This window comes from Streptomyces sp. NRRL WC-3618, assembly GCF_001280005.1.
Lineage (GTDB): Bacteria > Actinomycetota > Actinomycetes > Streptomycetales > Streptomycetaceae > Streptomyces.
Genome location: NZ_LGDW01000477.1, coordinates 20,336 through 35,971, shown reverse-complemented (window position 1 = coordinate 35,971; position 15,636 = coordinate 20,336). Strand labels below are relative to the sequence as shown.

Genomic DNA, 15,636 nt, shown 5'->3' with positions numbered 1-15,636 from the left:
GTGTACCCGCCCCTCTGCGCATACCTCATGATCCCGTCGTACCGCAGGGATCACGAACCGTCACGACCCCCGCAGGCTCTACGAGTTCAACCTGAGTACCCCGACGACTTCATGCGCTCAAGGTCGGATGCGATCGCCAGTGGGCGAACACAAGACCCGGTAGATTACGGCTGTGGTGCTACTGACTACGCGGGTGGGTAAGGGGCGAGATGGCGGGCCGCATTAGGCGAAGCTACCGAAGAGTTAACGAGGATCGAGCGATCTTTGCTGCGCTGGTTGCGGCAATCGGCACTGCCATTGTAGCTTCCACCCTCCCCGATTTTCTCGGAATGATTCCCGGCGGCAAGCGAACTGAAATCTGCATTCTGATTGCAGGGTTCCTCATCCTGGCTGCTAGCTGGATTAGCCTCCACGGACGCTCCGGAGTCGGAGTCGCTGTATTTCTGCAGCCAGAACCAACTTCCGGGTGGTCGGATGCGAGACTTCTGGAATATGCAGCAGAGGCTAAAGCTAAACACATTAGCTTTTTCTACGTAAATGCCGACGAACTGCATCCGGGCTCAGGAGTAGATAGGAGGCGGCTGACGCAGAAAGTGATCGAGGCTCGGCTTAAGGAGGAGAATCCTCGAAAGTCGAGTGAAATCTCCTTCTATCTTACCAGTGGCCTTGAGAACTCATTCCAGCTTGGACGGGAGGTGTTTAATAGTGCGCAGGGGGCATCCCTGAGAGTCCACGATTTTCAGGAGATCTCCGTACATCAGGTTTCCAACTCGGGTGCAGTTGGGGCTTTGCCTCCCCTGCAGCTCGTAGGCACGCCCACGGGGCCGCGCACGTCGGAGGTCAATTATCAACTACCTAGTGCGGTGCAGATGCAGACCGTAAATTTGAATCCTGGAAACATAAACAGGCATGCGCTAATCGTCTGCATCTCTCAAAATTCCGCAAGTCGCGCCATGGATGCGCAAGCTGCGGCAGCTGCGGGTACTCATGCCCGTTATCAAGTGAACGCAGGCGATATCTGCAGCACAGCACTTGTGATCGAGTGCCCAGATTTCCCCAATGATCACCGCGCGTATAATGAACTACTGAAACGCACTCTACAGGGTTGGGCGAGTCACCTTTCTTCCATGAATGCAGCACACGGGTCAGTTCCGGAGGGGCGCCTATTTATTTCGGCCCCAACGTCGCTTGCCTTTGCCCTCGGCTCCCTTTTGCCTCTCGGTCTGAGAACCGAAATTATTTCCTATGTATAGTTTGACAGCCCCGAGAAATGGAGCCGTGTTGTCTTATCTGATCATCGATGGTGACGATGTAGGGGGCAAGGTTGAAGCACACCTTCTAGCGAACGACGTCGACTCGTTCGTGGCGTCATCCAAGGAGATTTCTGCATCGATTGACGAACTGGTTGATTCACTTAATGAAATCCCAGGCGTCTACGTCGTGTCGGCGGGGGGTGATAGCGTCTTGGCGCGAATCGACAACCCTGACATTGGTTCTATATGTGATCGGCTCTCGGACCTCCAGCGCCCGGGGAAATTTACATTCTCGGCCGGGATGGGTGAAACTCTGCGTGAAAGTTTTGTCGCACTGAGAATGGCAAAGGCTGCAGGAAAGCGTCGCGCGATAACTTACCCGCGAGACAGCTAAAATTTCCCCGATCGAGGATCGCCATCAGCTGGGGAACAGCGTCAGTACTTCAAGAGTGGCCGACTTCTGGCGAAGAGTTAGGCTGATCAGTCGTTACGTATGGACGGACTTGCGATTGAGTTCCGCACGGTCGAGGAACCCCCTCGCAGGCGGAAAGACGTTGTTGCCGTAGCCAATGAGCGTGCTCGTTTGCAGCCTGGTCGTGTGCCTGTCCGCGCACAGCATCAGCGCTCTTGTCTGCTCCGGCCTTGGTATCCCATGCCGTGAAAGCAGCTCCCAGTATCGAGCCGAGAAGCCCGCAACCTGCCGCTATCAGCGCGACTATTCCCTCATCCATAAGAGGCCATGATGCACGAGGAGTTGGTGCCGTAATAGTGGCCAGAGAAGTTTACGAGCCGAACAGCGCAAGGGGCGTGCCGAGAGCGCGGCCAGTCTGCCGAGGGCGCACAACAGAACTTTGCAAGTCGGGCAGCTGGGGTGCGCGAGGTAGGGTATACAGGAGGAAGAGATGCGACTCGTAGTAGACGCGTTGGGGACGGTGGCCCCTGTCTTGGTATGGATGCGGCCAGCACGTTCGACGGTGAGCAGTAGCCGGTCGACAAGGTCGCGATCCCACGTGAAGTGCAGGAGCATGCTGCCATCTGGCAGATCACCCAGGCACTCACGGGGCAGCCGGTTACTGGGCTGTGAAGACACCTCTGCTCGGTATGACGAGGGGACCTGCTCTGGTCCCTGGGCGCTCTCCACACGTCAGGCATCCGCCCGTTCGCGTCGGGCCCTCAGCTTTCGGAGCTTGGCCGACGCCGGGGAAAAGCATCCCCGATCGGCCAGTGCTCAGGCAGACCAAGAGACGTGTGGATGGGGCGAGCCGCTGGCTGACGTTCGACGTGAATATCGGCCAATTGTACCGATTCCCAGGTGGCAAGAACGGGGGCCGGAAGCGAGCCAGGTGCGGGGCTTTGCCAGAGGACTGGGACCTTTTTCGCCCAGGTCCAAGGTGCCGGGTTGTCGACGGTCAGCACGCCGCTGACCCGGCTATGGGCCTGATCTTGTGCAGCAGTCCAGTAGCCGTCGGGATTGCGACCGAAAGTCGATCCGGTGCGGTGGGCGTACTCGACCGAGGTCCCGTACAACGCGGTCTCGGTGTCCTCATCTTCCGGAAAGACGGCCGAATTACCAACCGCAACGATGAATGGCAGCGCCAAGTCGCCGTACTTCTTGCCCTTCTTTCGCACGGCTTTGAGCACCCGATCTGAGTCATCGGCGACCCAAATCCAGGGATGGATGCCTATTGTCCTGCTCGTCGGATCGCCTCGTCTGCCGGGGCTGCGGGGGATCGCCTCGAAGTTGAGGCGCCAACCTGCCTCCTGCCAGGTATGTTTGGGTAGCGGCACCTTCTGCTCATACTCGGCAATGACCTGGTCGGGGTCCAAGCTTGCCAGCCATCGTGTCAGCTCGTTCTTCAAGCGTTTTTGCTGCGGAGTAGTCGAGCCAGCGCTGACAACCTTGTATGACACGTAGAAGTTTGGGCTCGGAACGCGGTCGATCGCGTCCGCCACTTGAGGCGGGAGCGAGCTGCTCCCGGTTGCGTCCAGATTCTCGGCTGTCCAGATCGCCTCGACAATGAATTGCTCGTCGCCACGGGTGACCAGGAAGTCTGGGTACTTGCCCCCTGTGCCTACTTGCTGCTCGATCTCCACCGTGCAACCGGAGCCGAGCAGCATCTCGTGCACGTACAGCTCCCACAACGCGGAGTAGACGTTCGCGTCGGAATTGCGATCCTGTAGCCGACTACGCAGGCCGGGCTGAGCATCGGGGGGAAAGTGCGACCACCACTCGTTGATCACATCCCGAACCTGGTCCCAGAACGGACCGGCGATCCGTTCGAAGAACTCGGCATCCGATTCTGATGCTCGCTTCGGTGCCGCATCTGTCCGATGCTGGCTCATGTACACGCCCATGGTGAACGATCGTAGATTGCTCCGCGCGGCGCTCTCACCCGTTTTCTGAAGCGTCCCAGTGATCCTTGGGATGAGTCTGAGGTGTCGCCGTCGTCTGCACACCCTTGATGACCGTGCGCGGTCACTCGCTGCAGACGGAGACGCGGAGCAAATGATCAGCAGGTGCTGTTCAGAGCTGACCAGCACCTGCGGCTGTTCCGAAACGGAGCGCGCCGACTCGGAACCTCGGCTCCGTTCCGAACGGAACGCCGCGCTCCTTCGCCACCAGGTCGGCCGCAGAGATCCAGCCCAGCGGTGACAGCGGTCTCTGCTGCCGACCGCCCGCCGCCAAGTCGGAGCGAGCGCCTAGGTCAGCCCTGGTGTTCGTCCTGCTCGTCCCGCAAGATGTCGCGCACGGAGCGCCAGGCGCGGATTGCGTTACCGATGTCCACCAACAGCCCTCGGAGTTGGCGAATCAGAACCCGCGCAGCACAGATGGAAGTAACGACTTCGACTTCCACCGCGAGCCCGCTCATCGACTGCTCCCCACCTCGGGCACCAGCCTCTCCGCCTCGCACCGCGAAGTCCTTACCCCGCTGGGTATATTTCGTGATCACCCTCGGCTTCACCCACGAGATCAGATGGACACGCGGCTGAACCCAACGAGCCGAGCCCCTTTGAGGCACGGCGTACAAGACTCGCCGCCGTGAGAGCGCGGGGCAGCATCAGAGTTGATGCACTTACTGATCTTGAAGATCCGCGCCACAGGAACGAGTCTGAGCCGATACACCCAGGCTGCCCGTCGAACGGGCCGGTGTCTGCAGGGTCGAGCCTGCTTTTTTTGATCTTGGGTTGATCCGCAAGCGTGGCCCGTCCGGGGTGTTCCGTGCAGTTCATGCGGGGTGCTCTGCGTGAACGATGCGTGAGCGGACGGTCCGGCAGGAGCCGTCAGGCACCGAACCCGATGCATGGTGAAGTCCTCCTGGCCAGGCGGTTTCGGATGGCAAGAGAGCATCCGGAACTACCCGTCATGCTTTGGCCAGGACTTTTAATCCATTGGTTGTGGGTTCGAGTCCCACAGGGTCTACCGAGGTCCGGGCCGCTCTGCGGCTCTGACCAGCAGTTTCGTGGCCCCGACCGGTCCTCCTGGCCGGGGCCACGCCATGTGTGGAGTTCGTCTGCGTGAGCGGGTGTGCCGACAAGCAGCGTGACTTGTTTAGCCACCACGTCCTTTTTCAGGGTTCGCCGCCGCAGGCGCTCCTCTGTGCGGCATCGAAGGCGTTGGTCAGACCGTCGAGGCGGTCGGCAAGTGCCCGGAGCTGATCCGCGTGTGCCGTGAGGGTGTCCGAGAGCCGGCGCAGGTCGTCGGAACTGTGTGGATACCAGTCGCCATCCATCTCGACGTTCACGAAGGGGACGTGACCGGGTGGGCGCTCGGTGAAGGGGCGCTGTTCGAAGCACGTACGCAGAACCACCGCTATGCCACGGCTGGTTGAGGTCGTGAATTCATGGTCAGGGCTCGTGTGCGTGATGTCGACGCGGTAGCCGCCGGGCTGATGCTCTGTCTCGCTTCCCGTACACCAGTCGGGTTCCCAGACGGTGACAGGACCGTGGTCGCAGGTGGGGACAGTCACTGTCCGGGACGAGTTGTCGTGATCAGGCACGAGCGGGCTCCCTGTTCCGGTAGTCATTGGCCCTGGATCGGCGTGGAGTGGGGACTCCAACTCATTCCTCGTTCAGGAGTTCAGCCGCGGCCTTCGGATCCATGAGGGTCGACCAGGCTTGCTCGGCGGGAAGAAGGGGGCGGCTGGGGAGGGCGTACTCGGGGTACCAGACGGTGGGATCGCAGCCGGGGACATGGCGCAGGATGACCGCGATGAGATCGTCGGGCACGGAGCCGGTGATGCGCACCGCTGTATAGGTCTCATGGCCGTCGTCGGCGCGTACGAGGATGCCGAGGCGGAAGGTGGGAAAGTCGGCAGCGTGTTCATGCCCGTCCTGCAGTGATCCACGAGTGAGCTCCCGAACAGCCGCAGCGAGATGGCGGACAAATCGGGCGCCGGCTTCGAGTTGGTAGCGGTCACGGTCGTTCTGGTCAGGGAGGAGATGCCCGACGTACGTCCTGGTGCTCAAGGGCTGACGGTTGTCGGCGTTATAGCGGGCTCGTGCAGCCCTCGCGGTCGTCTCCAGAACTGAGTAGAAGTCGTCTGGTGACCCGTCCTCGCGTTGCCCCGCTGCGATGAGCCAGGGCAGATCCTCGCCGGTCCAGACCGCTCCACGCCAGCGTTGGACCTTGACTTTGAAGAGCACCTCATCATCGACCGAGCGGATCCGCTCATGTCCGGCCTCGTCGTCGGTGAAGTGTTCCCTGGCCTTGGCCAAGATCGGATGATCCAGGTCATCGAGCGGTTCCCGGGCTGACGGTAGCGGTAGTTTCAGGTCCTCGCGGAGTGCGCGGAGGGTGGGTCGAGCGGGTCGCACGGATCAGTCGTCCTCGCCTACTCCGCCGAGTTCCTTGATCCGCTCCGGTGACAGTCCGGTGAGCAGTGAGACGCTCGATTCCACGGATCCGTCAAGCTTGCGCATTTTCTCCAGCATGCTGGCCCGAACCTCCTCACGGCGGATCTCCAAGTAGGTCCGGACGGCCTCCGCGACCAGGTCCTTCTTCGTCATCCCCAGAAAGTGGGCGCCGTCGGCGATCAGCTCGTCTATGACCGCATCGACTTTCAACGGTGCTGTCGTCCGGGTTGTCCGACTGCGGGCTTCCTCTGTGATCCTCATGCTCACACCCTCTCTGGTACCAAAAGGTACTCCTATTCTTCTCTACTCACGACTAATAAGTGGAAGCGAAGCGCCTGCTCGACCTGCTTGTCGGTCTCGATAGACACGGCGCTCGTCCGGCGACGTGCCGGTTCGCGTCGGTGCGGGCCTCGAGCCGATGAACTGGGCGAGGCCGCCCTCGTAGTCGAGCCCGAAGTGCGACTGCAGGTTGGTGGAGTCACGTCAGTGCTCGAAGGTGCGCTTCTGCCGCCCATGGCGCGGCCAGCGAGTGCGCGATGGACTGCGTCGGGCCGCCTGCGCTTCCGACTCCGGCCGCCGCGGCATCCGGGTGGCACCGGGACAACAGGCCATTGCGGCCTCCAGGCATGAGAAAAGCCCCAGCCGGGCTGCGCGGGGCGAAGGAGCGGGCAGCAGCTACGCGTTGGGCATGATCCGTTCCACGTAGGAGCAGGTGCGGGTCGCGATGGTCATCTGGAAGTCCGGGGAGACATCGACGACGTCGACGAACTTCTGGACGATGCCGGCCATGTCGCCCGTCCCCGGGGCTGTCGGTGGACGCCGTCACGTCGAAGGTGACCTTGTCGTCGCCGCCAGGGCCGCACTGTTCACGGTGACCTTCCACTGGCTCCGTGCCGGGCCCTGGCGGGTGCCGAGCGGCGCGCTGGTGCTCCTAGTTCTCGCTGACCCAGGCTGTGGTGATGCGGATGGTGATCCCGTTGGTGATGTTGGCCGTGGTCGTGCGGACAGTGACGGCGCCGGCCGTGCGGTCGACGCCCTCAACTCATCAACGGCGAAGGCGGTAGGCAGCCAGCGCGAAGCCATGAGTAGAAGGGCGATTCGCTGGAGAGCCCACCGCTGCACGGTCACTGCCAGTAGGGTGCTCTGGACACAAAGCAAAGATCGCGGGGCGTGGGAAATGAGCAAGACCGTGCGGCTGGAGTTGATAGGGCTTTCAGACACCGATGACGACGAACTCCTTAGCTTGGGCAGCCAACTGCGTCGCTCTCTCCTCGAACTGGATGTGGCAGACGTGCAGTTGGCGCGTTCCCCCAGTGATATCCCGGCAGGGGCGAAGAGTGGTGAACTGATCGCTGCCGGAGCGGTGGCTGTCACCGCCGCCCCCTTCGTCCTGCGTCAGGTCCTCAACCTTGCCGAGATTTGGCTACAGAACCGTCCAGTTCGCGGCGTCAAGGTGGAACTGGACGGCCGCACCATCGAGTTGAGTGACTCTTCGGATGTTGAGCGGGAACGGCTGATCGACGCCTTCCTGGCCCATGACGGGGCACCCGACGTAGATGAAACGGCCACTGTGCAACCGCAGCCCTCGACCTCGTGACCGCCCAGACATTGGGCGAAGGCCACCGCAGGGCCCTGCTCATCGGCACTGGAACCTACGATCACCCGGAACTCTCCAAGCTGCTGTCTCCGGAGGCGGACTGCGCTGGATTGACCGAGGTCCTGCGTGATCCAGAGATTGGCCAGTTCGAGGTCCAACAACTGGTCGACGCCGACCGGCCCATGCTGGAGCGAGCGATCGAGGAGTTCTTCCTCACCGCGCGACGGGATGACGTCTGTTTGTTGTATTTCTCGTGTCACGGGGTCAGGAACCGCAGCGACAAGCTTTACTTCGCCGTTCGGAACACCGATCCGGAGCGCCCCGCGCACTCGGCGATCTCCGCGAGTTTCGTCCACGACATGATGGATGAGTGCCGTGCTCGCAGCGTTGTTGTTGTGGTGGACTGCTGCTACAGCGGATTGTTCATTCCTGGCGCCAAGGGGAGCGAATCGGCAGGCTTCGAGGAGGTACTGGCTGGCCACGGCCGTGTCATCGTCACGGCCGGCACCCGGATGCAGCGAGCCTGGGAAGGGGATCACTCCGACGCGGAGACACCTGCTCTCTCGCGCTTCACCTCAGCGATCGTCGAAGGCTTGCGCAGTGGTGACGCCGATCTCAATGGCGATGGTCTTGTCACCCTTCAGGAGTTGTTCAAGTACGCCTCTGAGCGGCTCCATCTGGAAGGGGTCAAACAGACGCCGCGGCTGGGTGGCGAGATGCAGTACGACATAGCGCTGGCCAGGGTGAAGAAGAAGCGTCGGCAGCGGTCTTCGCGTACCACCAAGAAGACCCTGAGCCGTCGGACTGCCGGCCCGTCCCCGATCCGTCGAGCTAAAGTGCCCTGGCGGGTCTCGGCCGCTTCCGGCTCAGCTCGTCAGCCCGTCCTGTCCGACGGCACCTTGGTAGTGCACGAAAAGTACAGCCTGCACGTGTTCGACGCCGAGTCCCGCCGCCGGTACCCGCTGATTCAGACGAACTACCCCGGCAGCGCCGTCTTCCACAGTGGCACTGCCTACTTCCCAGGCCCGGGCAGCTTGCTGCGGAGCGTCGACCTGCGAACGGGGAAACCTCGTCGGTTTGCCCGGCTGCGAGTCTGTGACGGCCTTCTAAGCGTCTCCGCAGACACACTGTACGCAATGAGCCCGGACGGTTCCCTGCACTCGATCGATGTCCGGTCCGATGGCGTTCGCTGGTCACAAGGGTTGGGGCAATCAGCCGTCGGCTGTCCTCCTGAAGTGGCCGCAGGCAATGTGATCATCATGACTGAGGAGCCCCGGCCTCTGGGTGACACTACGGACCTCGCGGAGAGGCGAGTCCAGGCAGTCCTGGAAGTCACAGGCCAACCAAACTGGTCTTACCAGCCCGAAAGGCCGCTTTCCGGAGAATGGGCTGTCACTGACTCCGGCGTCTACTTGGTCCAACAGGTCGATCTCTATCGCCAGAGGATTGTGGCCGTCGACCCGACCAACGGTGAACCGCTGTGGCGGTTCGACGCAGCAGCCAACCTCGCTGCCGCTCCGGCTGCGGTGAGCGGATTGGTGGTGTTCGGTGACGTGGACAACCGGCTTGTCGCCCTCGATGCAAAGAGTGGCGCCCAGCTATGGGGGCGGAAGACCAAAGGACGTGTTCTCACCCGGCCGTTTGCGGTAGGCGACACTCTCTTCACTGCTGATCGTGCGGCGACGTTGACAGCTTGGAAACTCTCCGTTGGCCGGAAGCTCCACTCTTACGACGTGCTTCTGAGCGCTGACCGTCGAGGGGCCCCGGCCTGTACTAATGACTGGCTATACCTGACGGACTCCCGAGGGGATATGCACGCCTTGCCTACGACGCTTCGTGCGTGAGCGATGCGTGAGCGGATGGAGTGGCACAAGCCGATGCGGCGCGGACCGAGTGTCACGTGAGTGTGCTCTGACCTTGATCGTTCCGGACTCTGAAGCGGTACCCGGACTCGTCCTCATATCCTGACCAGGACTTTTAATCCATTGGTTGTGGGTTCGAGTCCCACAGGGTCTACGGGAGCAGGGGAGGGGAATAACCCCTCTGACCTGCTAAGCAGCACCCGGGTCGGCTTCGGCTGGTTCGGGTGCTGGCTTGTTTTCGGGGCCGTGTGGGAGCGATGCCTGCGCGGAAGTGTCCGTGGGCTGCGGATCGGCTGAGGTGGACGAGTCGGTGGCTGCCGGACGTGACCGTGGGATCAGCTTCGCCGTCTTGGCGCCGTTCTCCCAAGTAGCGTGCCCCTGGCCTTCGGCACCGCCCGCATCCTGGAACTGGGCGGCTTCGGGCCGTCCACAGCACCGGGTTGAGGACTATGCTGCCGTACGGACGTCCCAGACCCCGGCGGCTTGTCGTTGCTCGACGCAGATGGCTGTGGGGAGCGGGCTCTTTCGTCCGTCACCCGGCGCATCCCTGGAGGGACCTGGGTGGATCCGTTGGCCTGTCGCACTGACTGCCGGGTCGGCCCTTGCTCTGCCTCCGTCGAACGTCCGCCCCTGCCAGGAGCGCGCCGAGGGGCCGGGTTGTCCCGGCGTCTCCGCGCGGCCTGGCGGATGGTCATCCGAACCGAGGTGCCATGTCCTTCCCCCAGCTCACCGTCCACCGCCGCGACCGACGCAACCGGGCACTGATCACCCTGGCCGGTGAGATCGACCTGCAATCGGTCCCGCTGGTGCGCGCGGCACTGGCACGGTGCCTGAGCGACGGCATCCGCACCGTCGATGTCGAACTCGCCCTCGTGACCTTCTGTGACTGCAGCGGCCTCAACGCCTTTCTCCACGCCGCGCAGAAGACCGCCGAGGCCGGGGGAGCCCTGCGACTGCACCACCCGCCACGGACACTGAGCCTGATACTCGACGTCACCGGCTCCGGGTCCCTGCTCCTCGGCCCTCCGCTCGGGCATCCGGCACCTCCTCTCGATGTCTCAGCCCCGACCGCCCAAGCCCTGCCGCACCGGTCCGTTCCGCTTGCCGCTGTCTCGGGTGACGCGCGGTGACGGCATGGCCGGAGCGGGGACAGCCGTACAAGCCCCGTGGCGGCGAGGCGCCCACCGTGGACGCGGTGCGGTTACGCCGGGTGAACCGCCGGCAGGTGCGGGGCCTGAGCGAGGGGCTCGCGGATCCGTACGTGGACTCCCGCGCGACGTCTCCTCGTGAGCCGTACCGTCCTCCCGGCCGCGAGGACTCTCTGAACCGTCTCACCGTCGGGATCCGTCGGCCGGGATTCACCATGGTGATCGCGGAGACCGACTGTCCGGTGGGATGCGCTTTCGGATTTCCGGTGCCCGGCGACGGCTTCTGGTGGCTCGGGTTCGACGGGGCACTGCCGCGCGGTTTCGAGCAACTGAACGAGCCGGACGAAGACTTCGCGATCACCGACCTCCTGGTCCGCCCGTGTTCGCAGGACCGGGACGTGGCCCGCCGGTTGCGGGAGCGGCTGTTGGACGGCCACCCCGCGTCGATCGGCGTCACTCTCGTGGACCGCGCCGATCGCCCCTCCCGCGCCGCGCTCCGTTCCTGGCGATGGCTGGACGTACGAGAGAGCCGGCGGCCGGTCAGCGCCACGCTGCTCCGGGTGCCGGTCCTTCCGGTCGGGCAGCGAACCGCGGCGCGGCTGGAGGGTCTTGCGCACGATGCCTGGACGCGGGGGCCCGGGTGAGGCCCGACAGCCGGTCGGCGCGGATTCAGGTGCTGGTCGCGGAGCAGGCGGCCTTTCGTGGTGCCCGGGTCGGTGTGGTGGATGTGTGCGCTGCGGCCGTGGCCGCCCTTCCGGTCGGCGGGGCCGGGCTGTCGGCGATGTCCAAGACCGCGGCGAGTCATCCGCTGTGCAGCACCGACGACATCAGCGGACGACTGGAGGAGCTGCAGCTCACCCTGGGCGAGGGGCCGTGCGTGGACGCCTTCACCCATGGCTCGGCCGTTCTGACGCCCGATCTGCTGACCGGTGCGGTGCCGGATCGCTGGGTCGTGTTCGCGGACGCGGCCCTGGAAGCCGGGGCACGCGCGGTCTTCGCGCTCCCGCTGCAGATGGGGGCGATCAGCCCGGGAGTCCTGGACCTGTACGCCGACGTGCCGACCGTGCTGGACGCCGAGGAACTGGCCGACGCGCTGGCCTTCGCCGATCTCGCGACGCTGTTCCTGCTAGACGCGCGGATCGACGAGACGGGCGCACCCGCCGGTGGAGCGCCGGCAGATCGAGGCTTCGAGGACCTGGGCGGCTACCGGGCGGAGATCGACCAGGCCACCGGCATGCTCGCCGCCCAACTCGGCGTCGGCATCGACAAAGCCTTCGTCCGGCTGCGCGCCTACGCCTTCACGCGGGGACGCCGACTCGCGGACGTGGCCGCAGATGTGGTGGCCCGTCGGCTCCGCTTCTCCCCGGACACGGAGTCCAGACGTACCGACGAGGAGACCTGATGTACCGGTGCCATCCGACGAACGTGCTGTGCTTCCCGCCCCCCTCCCGGCGGGAATAGTCTCCATCGAGGGTGACACGATGAATCAGCAGCTCCTGGCCAAGACCTTCGTCGAGCTGGCGGACAACCTGGTCGCCGACTTCGACCTGATCGACTTCCTGCGCCTGCTCACCGACCGCTGCGTGGGGCTGCTCGGCGCGAGCGCGGCCGGGGTGCTGCTCGCGGACCGCGACGGCGAACTGCGCGTCATGGCCGCCTCCGCCGAACAGGTACGCCTGTTGGAGCTCTTCCAGCTCCAGAACGACGAGGGCCCCTGCCTGGAGTGCTTCCGCACCGGCACCCCCGTGATCGTCCCCGACCTTACCCGGGAGGTCGACCGCTGGCCGCGCTTCGTCACGGCCGCCCACCGCAGCGGCTTCGGCGCGGTCCAGGCGCTGCCGATGCGCCTGCGGGACGAGGTCGTCGGCGCCCTGAACCTCTTTCGCACCGCCCCAGGGCCCTTCGACCCGGTGGGCACACTCGTCGCCCAGGCCATGGCCGACGTCGCCACCATCAGCCTGCTGCAACAACGCTCGACCCATCAAAGCAGCGTCCTCAACGAACAGTTGCAGACCGCACTGAACAGCCGCGTACTGATCGAACAGGCCAAGGGGAAACTCGCCGAACGCCAGAACATCGACATGGAGCAGGCGTTCACCGAGCTGCGCGGTTACGCCCGCGCGCACAACCGGCGCCTGTCCGACGTGGCCCGCGCCTTCATCGACGGCTCCGAAGCCCTCGTCGGTCTGGGGTCCTGACCCACTCCGCGTCCAGGCGCCGCCCGTGCACCGCCTCGAGATGGGTGAGGTCACTCACCGTGGGAGTCGGCGGACCGCGGCATACAGGGGAGCTGCGAGAGCTGCTCCCAGGGGCGTGCCTCTGGTCGGAGGCACGCCGAACGGTTTCCCGAAGAGCCGGTGTTCAAACAGGGCGTCCGCCGTCCGATCGCCGCTGCCCACGGATGGGTCCGACGGCCGCGGGGCTGAGCTCACGGCCCCCGGTGCCGGCCGATGGACGCGCACTCCGTCATCCCCGGTTCGCCGCGTGAAGGCGCCGCAGCGCCCGGCACAGCTCCCGCTGTACCGGTTCGGGGAGCGTCTCGTCCTGCGTGATGGCGACCAGGGCGGCGGCCACGTCCCGGAGCTTGATGTTGCTGTGCTGCGACACCTCCACGAGGAGATCCCACGCCCGCTCGCTGGAACACGGCGCCAGGACCATCACCATGCCGAGTGCCTGGTCGATCGTCGCACGGGTGGCCAGCGCCCGCCCCAACTGTTCGTTCCTGGCGCGTAGTTCGACGACCTCGGCCAGCAGAGCCGCATCGCCTGCCAAGGGCGTGCCCGAGGGCACAGCCGTCAACAGCGGCCGCACGTCACGGTGCGTGGTCAGTTGGCGCATGGCGTGTGTCTCACAGGGCGGTCATCCTGTCGGTAGGTGGTCAGCGGCGCGCCAGTTGCCGTTCGCCGGCCGCACCGGGCCTGTAGGGCAGTCCGTAGTGCTTGAAGATCGCTTCCTCGTGCTCGGCGGGCAGCACGTCGTCGGTGCCGATCGAAGGGGCCTGTTTCACCAGCGCTCTGGCATAGCCGACCTTGAGATAACCCGGCCCGGCGATCACGTCGTCCAGGGGAACGAAGACCAGTCGGCGGCGTGTGGGCAGTCCGGTCCGTACGGTGGCCATGGCCGGCTCGTCGGTGGTGGTGTCCACATAGACCGTCTCCAGCACACCGATCTTGTGCGAGTCGGCATCGACGACGTCGAGGTCGCGCCACTCCCGGACGTCGGCTGCGTGGATCATGACCTTCCCCTTCCGGACGGCTCATCCGCCGGTGGTGTGCCGCAACCCCGGTCTTCCGCGTAAAGCCGCCGCAGCGCACGCCGCAGCCCTCGTCGCATCAGCCGCGAGAGCGGCTCACCCTCCCAGACGGCGACCACGGCCGCGGCCACCTCCGGGAGTTTGGCGTTGGACTGCCGCGACATGTCCACCAGCAGGTTCCTGGCCGGCCCACGAAGGCAGGGGGCCAGGACCATCACCATGCCGCACGCCTGATCGATCACCGCACGGCCGGCCAGTGCCCGCCGCAGCTGATCGTTCTCGGCGCGCAGCGCGACGACGTCCTGACCCGCCGGATCCCCTGCCGGGGCCTCCACGGCCAGATCCCACCAATCCTCCGGAAGCAGGGCTGTGCGACGCATGGCATCCACCTCTCCACGATTCCGCTCGTCCGGCGTGGCCGAAGCCGTCCCGGCCCTCTGGGTGTCGGGCAACTTCGTTGGTCACCCGCGGCGTTCGCCGTCCCGGCGGTCCTCGCGCTTCCAGCGCGCCCGGTTGCGGCGGCTGTAGCGGCGGTTCCAGCGGTCCTGGCGGTCCCGGCGGTTCTCGTAGTCCCGGTAGTTCCCGAGATCGGAACCGTCGCTGCGGATCCAGCCTCCCCCGCCGTCGCGGTCGTGCCGGGTGGCGCCGTAGACCAACACGGCGGCGGCCACCCACCAGAAGGAGTTGATGAAGCCGAGGCCGAACAGGACCACGATGAGGATGAGAAGCAGGACGAACACGGCGGGCCTCCCGGAGCGGAACAAGACATCACTGCCGGGGGCTGGGGCCTGTGCCAACACAGTAGTCCTCTCCAGAGGTTGTGGACAGCGGCCCACGTCAGCGTCCTCCGCCAGGAACGGATGGCCACTTACCGTCTGTTCAGGGGACGCGGCGAAGGCCGGCGTGCGCGGTACGGCCCCAGCTTCCGGCAGCGTCGATCACCTCTCGCGCTCCTTCACGAGGGTGCACCTCGCGCATCAGTGCCGGAACCGCCGAGGCTCCGTCTGCCCCAGCGGTCCGTGTCCAGCTCACAGAGCGACAAGGCACTGGCCGGCCCGCGCGGGCCGGAGACGGGGTGATCGGTGTCCCCGGCGCGGCTCAGCTGGTGCCGGTGTCGATGAGGATCTGTTCGGCCCGCGTGAGGTTGTCGGCACGTACCGCTTCGGCCATCGCGGCGCGTGCCGCCTCGGGCGTCGCGTGGGGCGGGACCACGAGGAGGGAGAATATGTCCGCCTCGCCCCGGGTGACCAGGACGGTGTCGTCGCCGACCGGGAAGGAGTCGATGTGGACGACCCGGTCCTCGACGACCAGCCGCGTCGGCAGCCCGTCCCAGGATCCGGCGTCCAGGCCGACCCGCGTGATCGGCCCCAGGTACTCGGTGAGCGCGGTGATCAGGGCGGGAAGCTCGGCGGAGATGTCACGGGAGCGCGGCCACCACGCCCCGTCGAGAACGCCACGGCGGTCGTGCGTCGTCTCCAGCCGTACGACGGCCGTCCCGGGTCTCACGGCCCGGTGGACGGAGTCCGGCAGGAGCCGGGTCACCCGCGGGGAACCGGAGTCGGACATGACGCCCGCCTGTCTGCGAGAGATATGGAGTGACTTCCTCGTTTCACGGTACTCCGCGGCCGGAAAGCCCGCTGGTCACACACTTGGGGGCTGCGGGTCACGC

Annotated in this window: 18 protein-coding genes and 1 tRNA gene; 9 read left to right on the top strand and 10 right to left on the bottom strand. The window is 65.0% G+C overall.

All coding sequences use genetic code 11. The features are described 5' to 3' along the window. The first annotated feature begins 209 nt into the window (after positions 1-209). Together ADL01_RS45075 and ADL01_RS47965 are read left to right on the top strand one after the other, a co-directional pair. Positions 210-1,253 (top strand): hypothetical protein, encoded by a 1,044-nt coding sequence (locus tag ADL01_RS45075; RefSeq protein WP_159049735.1) that lies wholly within the window; start codon positions 210-212, stop codon positions 1,251-1,253. Further along, positions 1,246-1,647 carry a mCpol domain-containing protein gene (locus tag ADL01_RS47965; protein ID WP_107091098.1) on the top strand — a complete coding sequence of 134 codons (402 nt, stop codon included), beginning with the start codon at positions 1,246-1,248 and terminating at the stop codon, positions 1,645-1,647. The genes ADL01_RS45075 and ADL01_RS47965 overlap by 8 nt, the downstream gene beginning before the upstream one ends. 779 nt (positions 1,648-2,426) lie before the next feature. Here ADL01_RS47965 and ADL01_RS43130 read toward each other — a convergent pair. The 5 genes from ADL01_RS43130 to ADL01_RS36875 form a co-directional block, all read right to left on the bottom strand. Further along, positions 2,427-3,608 (bottom strand): hypothetical protein, encoded by a 1,182-nt coding sequence (locus ADL01_RS43130; RefSeq protein ID WP_234354922.1) that lies wholly within the window; start codon positions 3,606-3,608, stop codon positions 2,427-2,429. A gap of 350 nt (positions 3,609-3,958) precedes the next feature. Then, on the bottom strand, positions 3,959-4,123 hold the full coding sequence (locus ADL01_RS45070; RefSeq protein WP_159049733.1) for a hypothetical protein: 165 nt from the start codon (positions 4,121-4,123) through the stop codon (positions 3,959-3,961). Between the two features lie 699 nt (positions 4,124-4,822). Next, on the bottom strand, positions 4,823-5,251 hold the full coding sequence (locus tag ADL01_RS45065) for a DUF6907 domain-containing protein (protein WP_159049732.1): 429 nt from the start codon (positions 5,249-5,251) through the stop codon (positions 4,823-4,825). Between the two features lie 61 nt (positions 5,252-5,312). After that, a complete protein-coding gene (locus ADL01_RS36880; RefSeq protein WP_234354921.1) occupies positions 5,313-5,969 on the bottom strand; it encodes a hypothetical protein in 657 nt (218 codons plus the stop codon). 102 nt (positions 5,970-6,071) lie between these two features. After that, positions 6,072-6,317 carry a hypothetical protein gene (locus tag ADL01_RS36875; RefSeq protein WP_234354920.1) on the bottom strand — a complete coding sequence of 82 codons (246 nt, stop codon included), beginning with the start codon at positions 6,315-6,317 and terminating at the stop codon, positions 6,072-6,074. Positions 6,318-6,894: 577 nt separating this feature from the next. Between ADL01_RS36875 and ADL01_RS46970 the strand changes: the two genes are divergently transcribed. The 7 genes from ADL01_RS46970 to ADL01_RS36845 all read left to right on the top strand — a co-directional run bounded on the left by ADL01_RS46970 (position 6,895) and on the right by ADL01_RS36845 (position 12,912). Then, positions 6,895-7,704 carry a hypothetical protein gene (locus ADL01_RS46970; RefSeq protein ID WP_234354919.1) on the top strand — a complete coding sequence of 270 codons (810 nt, stop codon included), beginning with the start codon at positions 6,895-6,897 and terminating at the stop codon, positions 7,702-7,704. Continuing rightward, positions 7,701-9,548, top strand: coding sequence for a caspase, EACC1-associated type (locus tag ADL01_RS36865; protein WP_053746417.1), 1,848 nt, complete (start codon positions 7,701-7,703; stop codon positions 9,546-9,548). Before ADL01_RS46970 ends, ADL01_RS36865 begins: the two co-directional genes overlap by 4 nt. Positions 9,549-9,632: 84 nt before the next feature. Next, positions 9,633-9,720 (top strand) — tRNA-OTHER (locus tag ADL01_RS45060). A 556-nt stretch (positions 9,721-10,276) separates the two neighbouring features. Beyond that, positions 10,277-10,696 (top strand): STAS domain-containing protein, encoded by a 420-nt coding sequence (locus ADL01_RS36860; RefSeq protein WP_053746416.1) that lies wholly within the window; start codon positions 10,277-10,279, stop codon positions 10,694-10,696. Next, positions 10,693-11,358 (top strand): hypothetical protein, encoded by a 666-nt coding sequence (locus ADL01_RS46965; protein ID WP_234354918.1) that lies wholly within the window; start codon positions 10,693-10,695, stop codon positions 11,356-11,358. The genes ADL01_RS36860 and ADL01_RS46965 overlap by 4 nt, the downstream gene beginning before the upstream one ends. Continuing rightward, entirely contained in the window at positions 11,355-12,116 is a 762-nt protein-coding gene (locus ADL01_RS36850; RefSeq protein WP_234354917.1) for an ANTAR domain-containing protein, read from the top strand. The genes ADL01_RS46965 and ADL01_RS36850 overlap by 4 nt, the downstream gene beginning before the upstream one ends. A gap of 79 nt (positions 12,117-12,195) precedes the next feature. Further along, positions 12,196-12,912 (top strand): GAF and ANTAR domain-containing protein, encoded by a 717-nt coding sequence (locus ADL01_RS36845; protein ID WP_053746415.1) that lies wholly within the window; start codon positions 12,196-12,198, stop codon positions 12,910-12,912. A 268-nt stretch (positions 12,913-13,180) separates the two neighbouring features. Here ADL01_RS36845 and ADL01_RS36840 read toward each other — a convergent pair whose 3' ends face one another. The 5 genes from ADL01_RS36840 to ADL01_RS36820 form a co-directional block, all read right to left on the bottom strand. Next, positions 13,181-13,552 (bottom strand): ANTAR domain-containing protein, encoded by a 372-nt coding sequence (locus ADL01_RS36840; RefSeq protein ID WP_053746414.1) that lies wholly within the window; start codon positions 13,550-13,552, stop codon positions 13,181-13,183. 40 nt (positions 13,553-13,592) lie between these two features. After that, complete coding sequence (locus ADL01_RS36835) at positions 13,593-13,949, bottom strand: PRC-barrel domain-containing protein (protein WP_053746413.1); 357 nt, start codon at positions 13,947-13,949, stop codon at positions 13,593-13,595. After that, positions 13,946-14,347, bottom strand: coding sequence for an ANTAR domain-containing protein (locus ADL01_RS36830; RefSeq protein ID WP_053746412.1), 402 nt, complete (start codon positions 14,345-14,347; stop codon positions 13,946-13,948). The genes ADL01_RS36835 and ADL01_RS36830 overlap by 4 nt, the downstream gene beginning before the upstream one ends. An 81-nt stretch (positions 14,348-14,428) precedes the next feature. Continuing rightward, positions 14,429-14,707, bottom strand: coding sequence for a hypothetical protein (locus ADL01_RS36825; protein WP_053746411.1), 279 nt, complete (start codon positions 14,705-14,707; stop codon positions 14,429-14,431). A gap of 358 nt (positions 14,708-15,065) precedes the next feature. After that, positions 15,066-15,533 (bottom strand): DUF5994 family protein, encoded by a 468-nt coding sequence (locus tag ADL01_RS36820; protein ID WP_053746410.1) that lies wholly within the window; start codon positions 15,531-15,533, stop codon positions 15,066-15,068. Positions 15,534-15,636: the final 103 nt, after the last annotated feature.

Bases quoted from the DNA above. Each gene is read 5' to 3' on its own strand.
- ADL01_RS45075 (WP_159049735.1), top strand. From the start codon at position 210: ATGGCGGGCCGCATTAGGCGAAGCTACCGAAGAGTTAACGAGGATCGA.
- ADL01_RS47965 (WP_107091098.1), top strand. From the start codon at position 1,246: ATGTATAGTTTGACAGCCCCGAGAAATGGAGCCGTGTTGTCTTATCTG.
- ADL01_RS43130 (WP_234354922.1), bottom strand. From the start codon at position 3,608: ATGGGCGTGTACATGAGCCAGCATCGGACAGATGCGGCACCGAAGCGA.
- ADL01_RS45070 (WP_159049733.1), bottom strand. From the start codon at position 4,123: ATGAGCGGGCTCGCGGTGGAAGTCGAAGTCGTTACTTCCATCTGTGCT.
- ADL01_RS46970 (WP_234354919.1), top strand. From the start codon at position 6,895: ATGTCGCCCGTCCCCGGGGCTGTCGGTGGACGCCGTCACGTCGAAGGT.
- ADL01_RS36860 (WP_053746416.1), top strand. From the start codon at position 10,277: ATGTCCTTCCCCCAGCTCACCGTCCACCGCCGCGACCGACGCAACCGG.
- ADL01_RS36845 (WP_053746415.1), top strand. From the start codon at position 12,196: ATGAATCAGCAGCTCCTGGCCAAGACCTTCGTCGAGCTGGCGGACAAC.
- ADL01_RS36840 (WP_053746414.1), bottom strand. From the start codon at position 13,552: ATGCGCCAACTGACCACGCACCGTGACGTGCGGCCGCTGTTGACGGCT.
- ADL01_RS36835 (WP_053746413.1), bottom strand. From the start codon at position 13,949: ATGATCCACGCAGCCGACGTCCGGGAGTGGCGCGACCTCGACGTCGTC.
- ADL01_RS36830 (WP_053746412.1), bottom strand. From the start codon at position 14,347: ATGCGTCGCACAGCCCTGCTTCCGGAGGATTGGTGGGATCTGGCCGTG.
- ADL01_RS36820 (WP_053746410.1), bottom strand. From the start codon at position 15,533: ATGTCCGACTCCGGTTCCCCGCGGGTGACCCGGCTCCTGCCGGACTCC.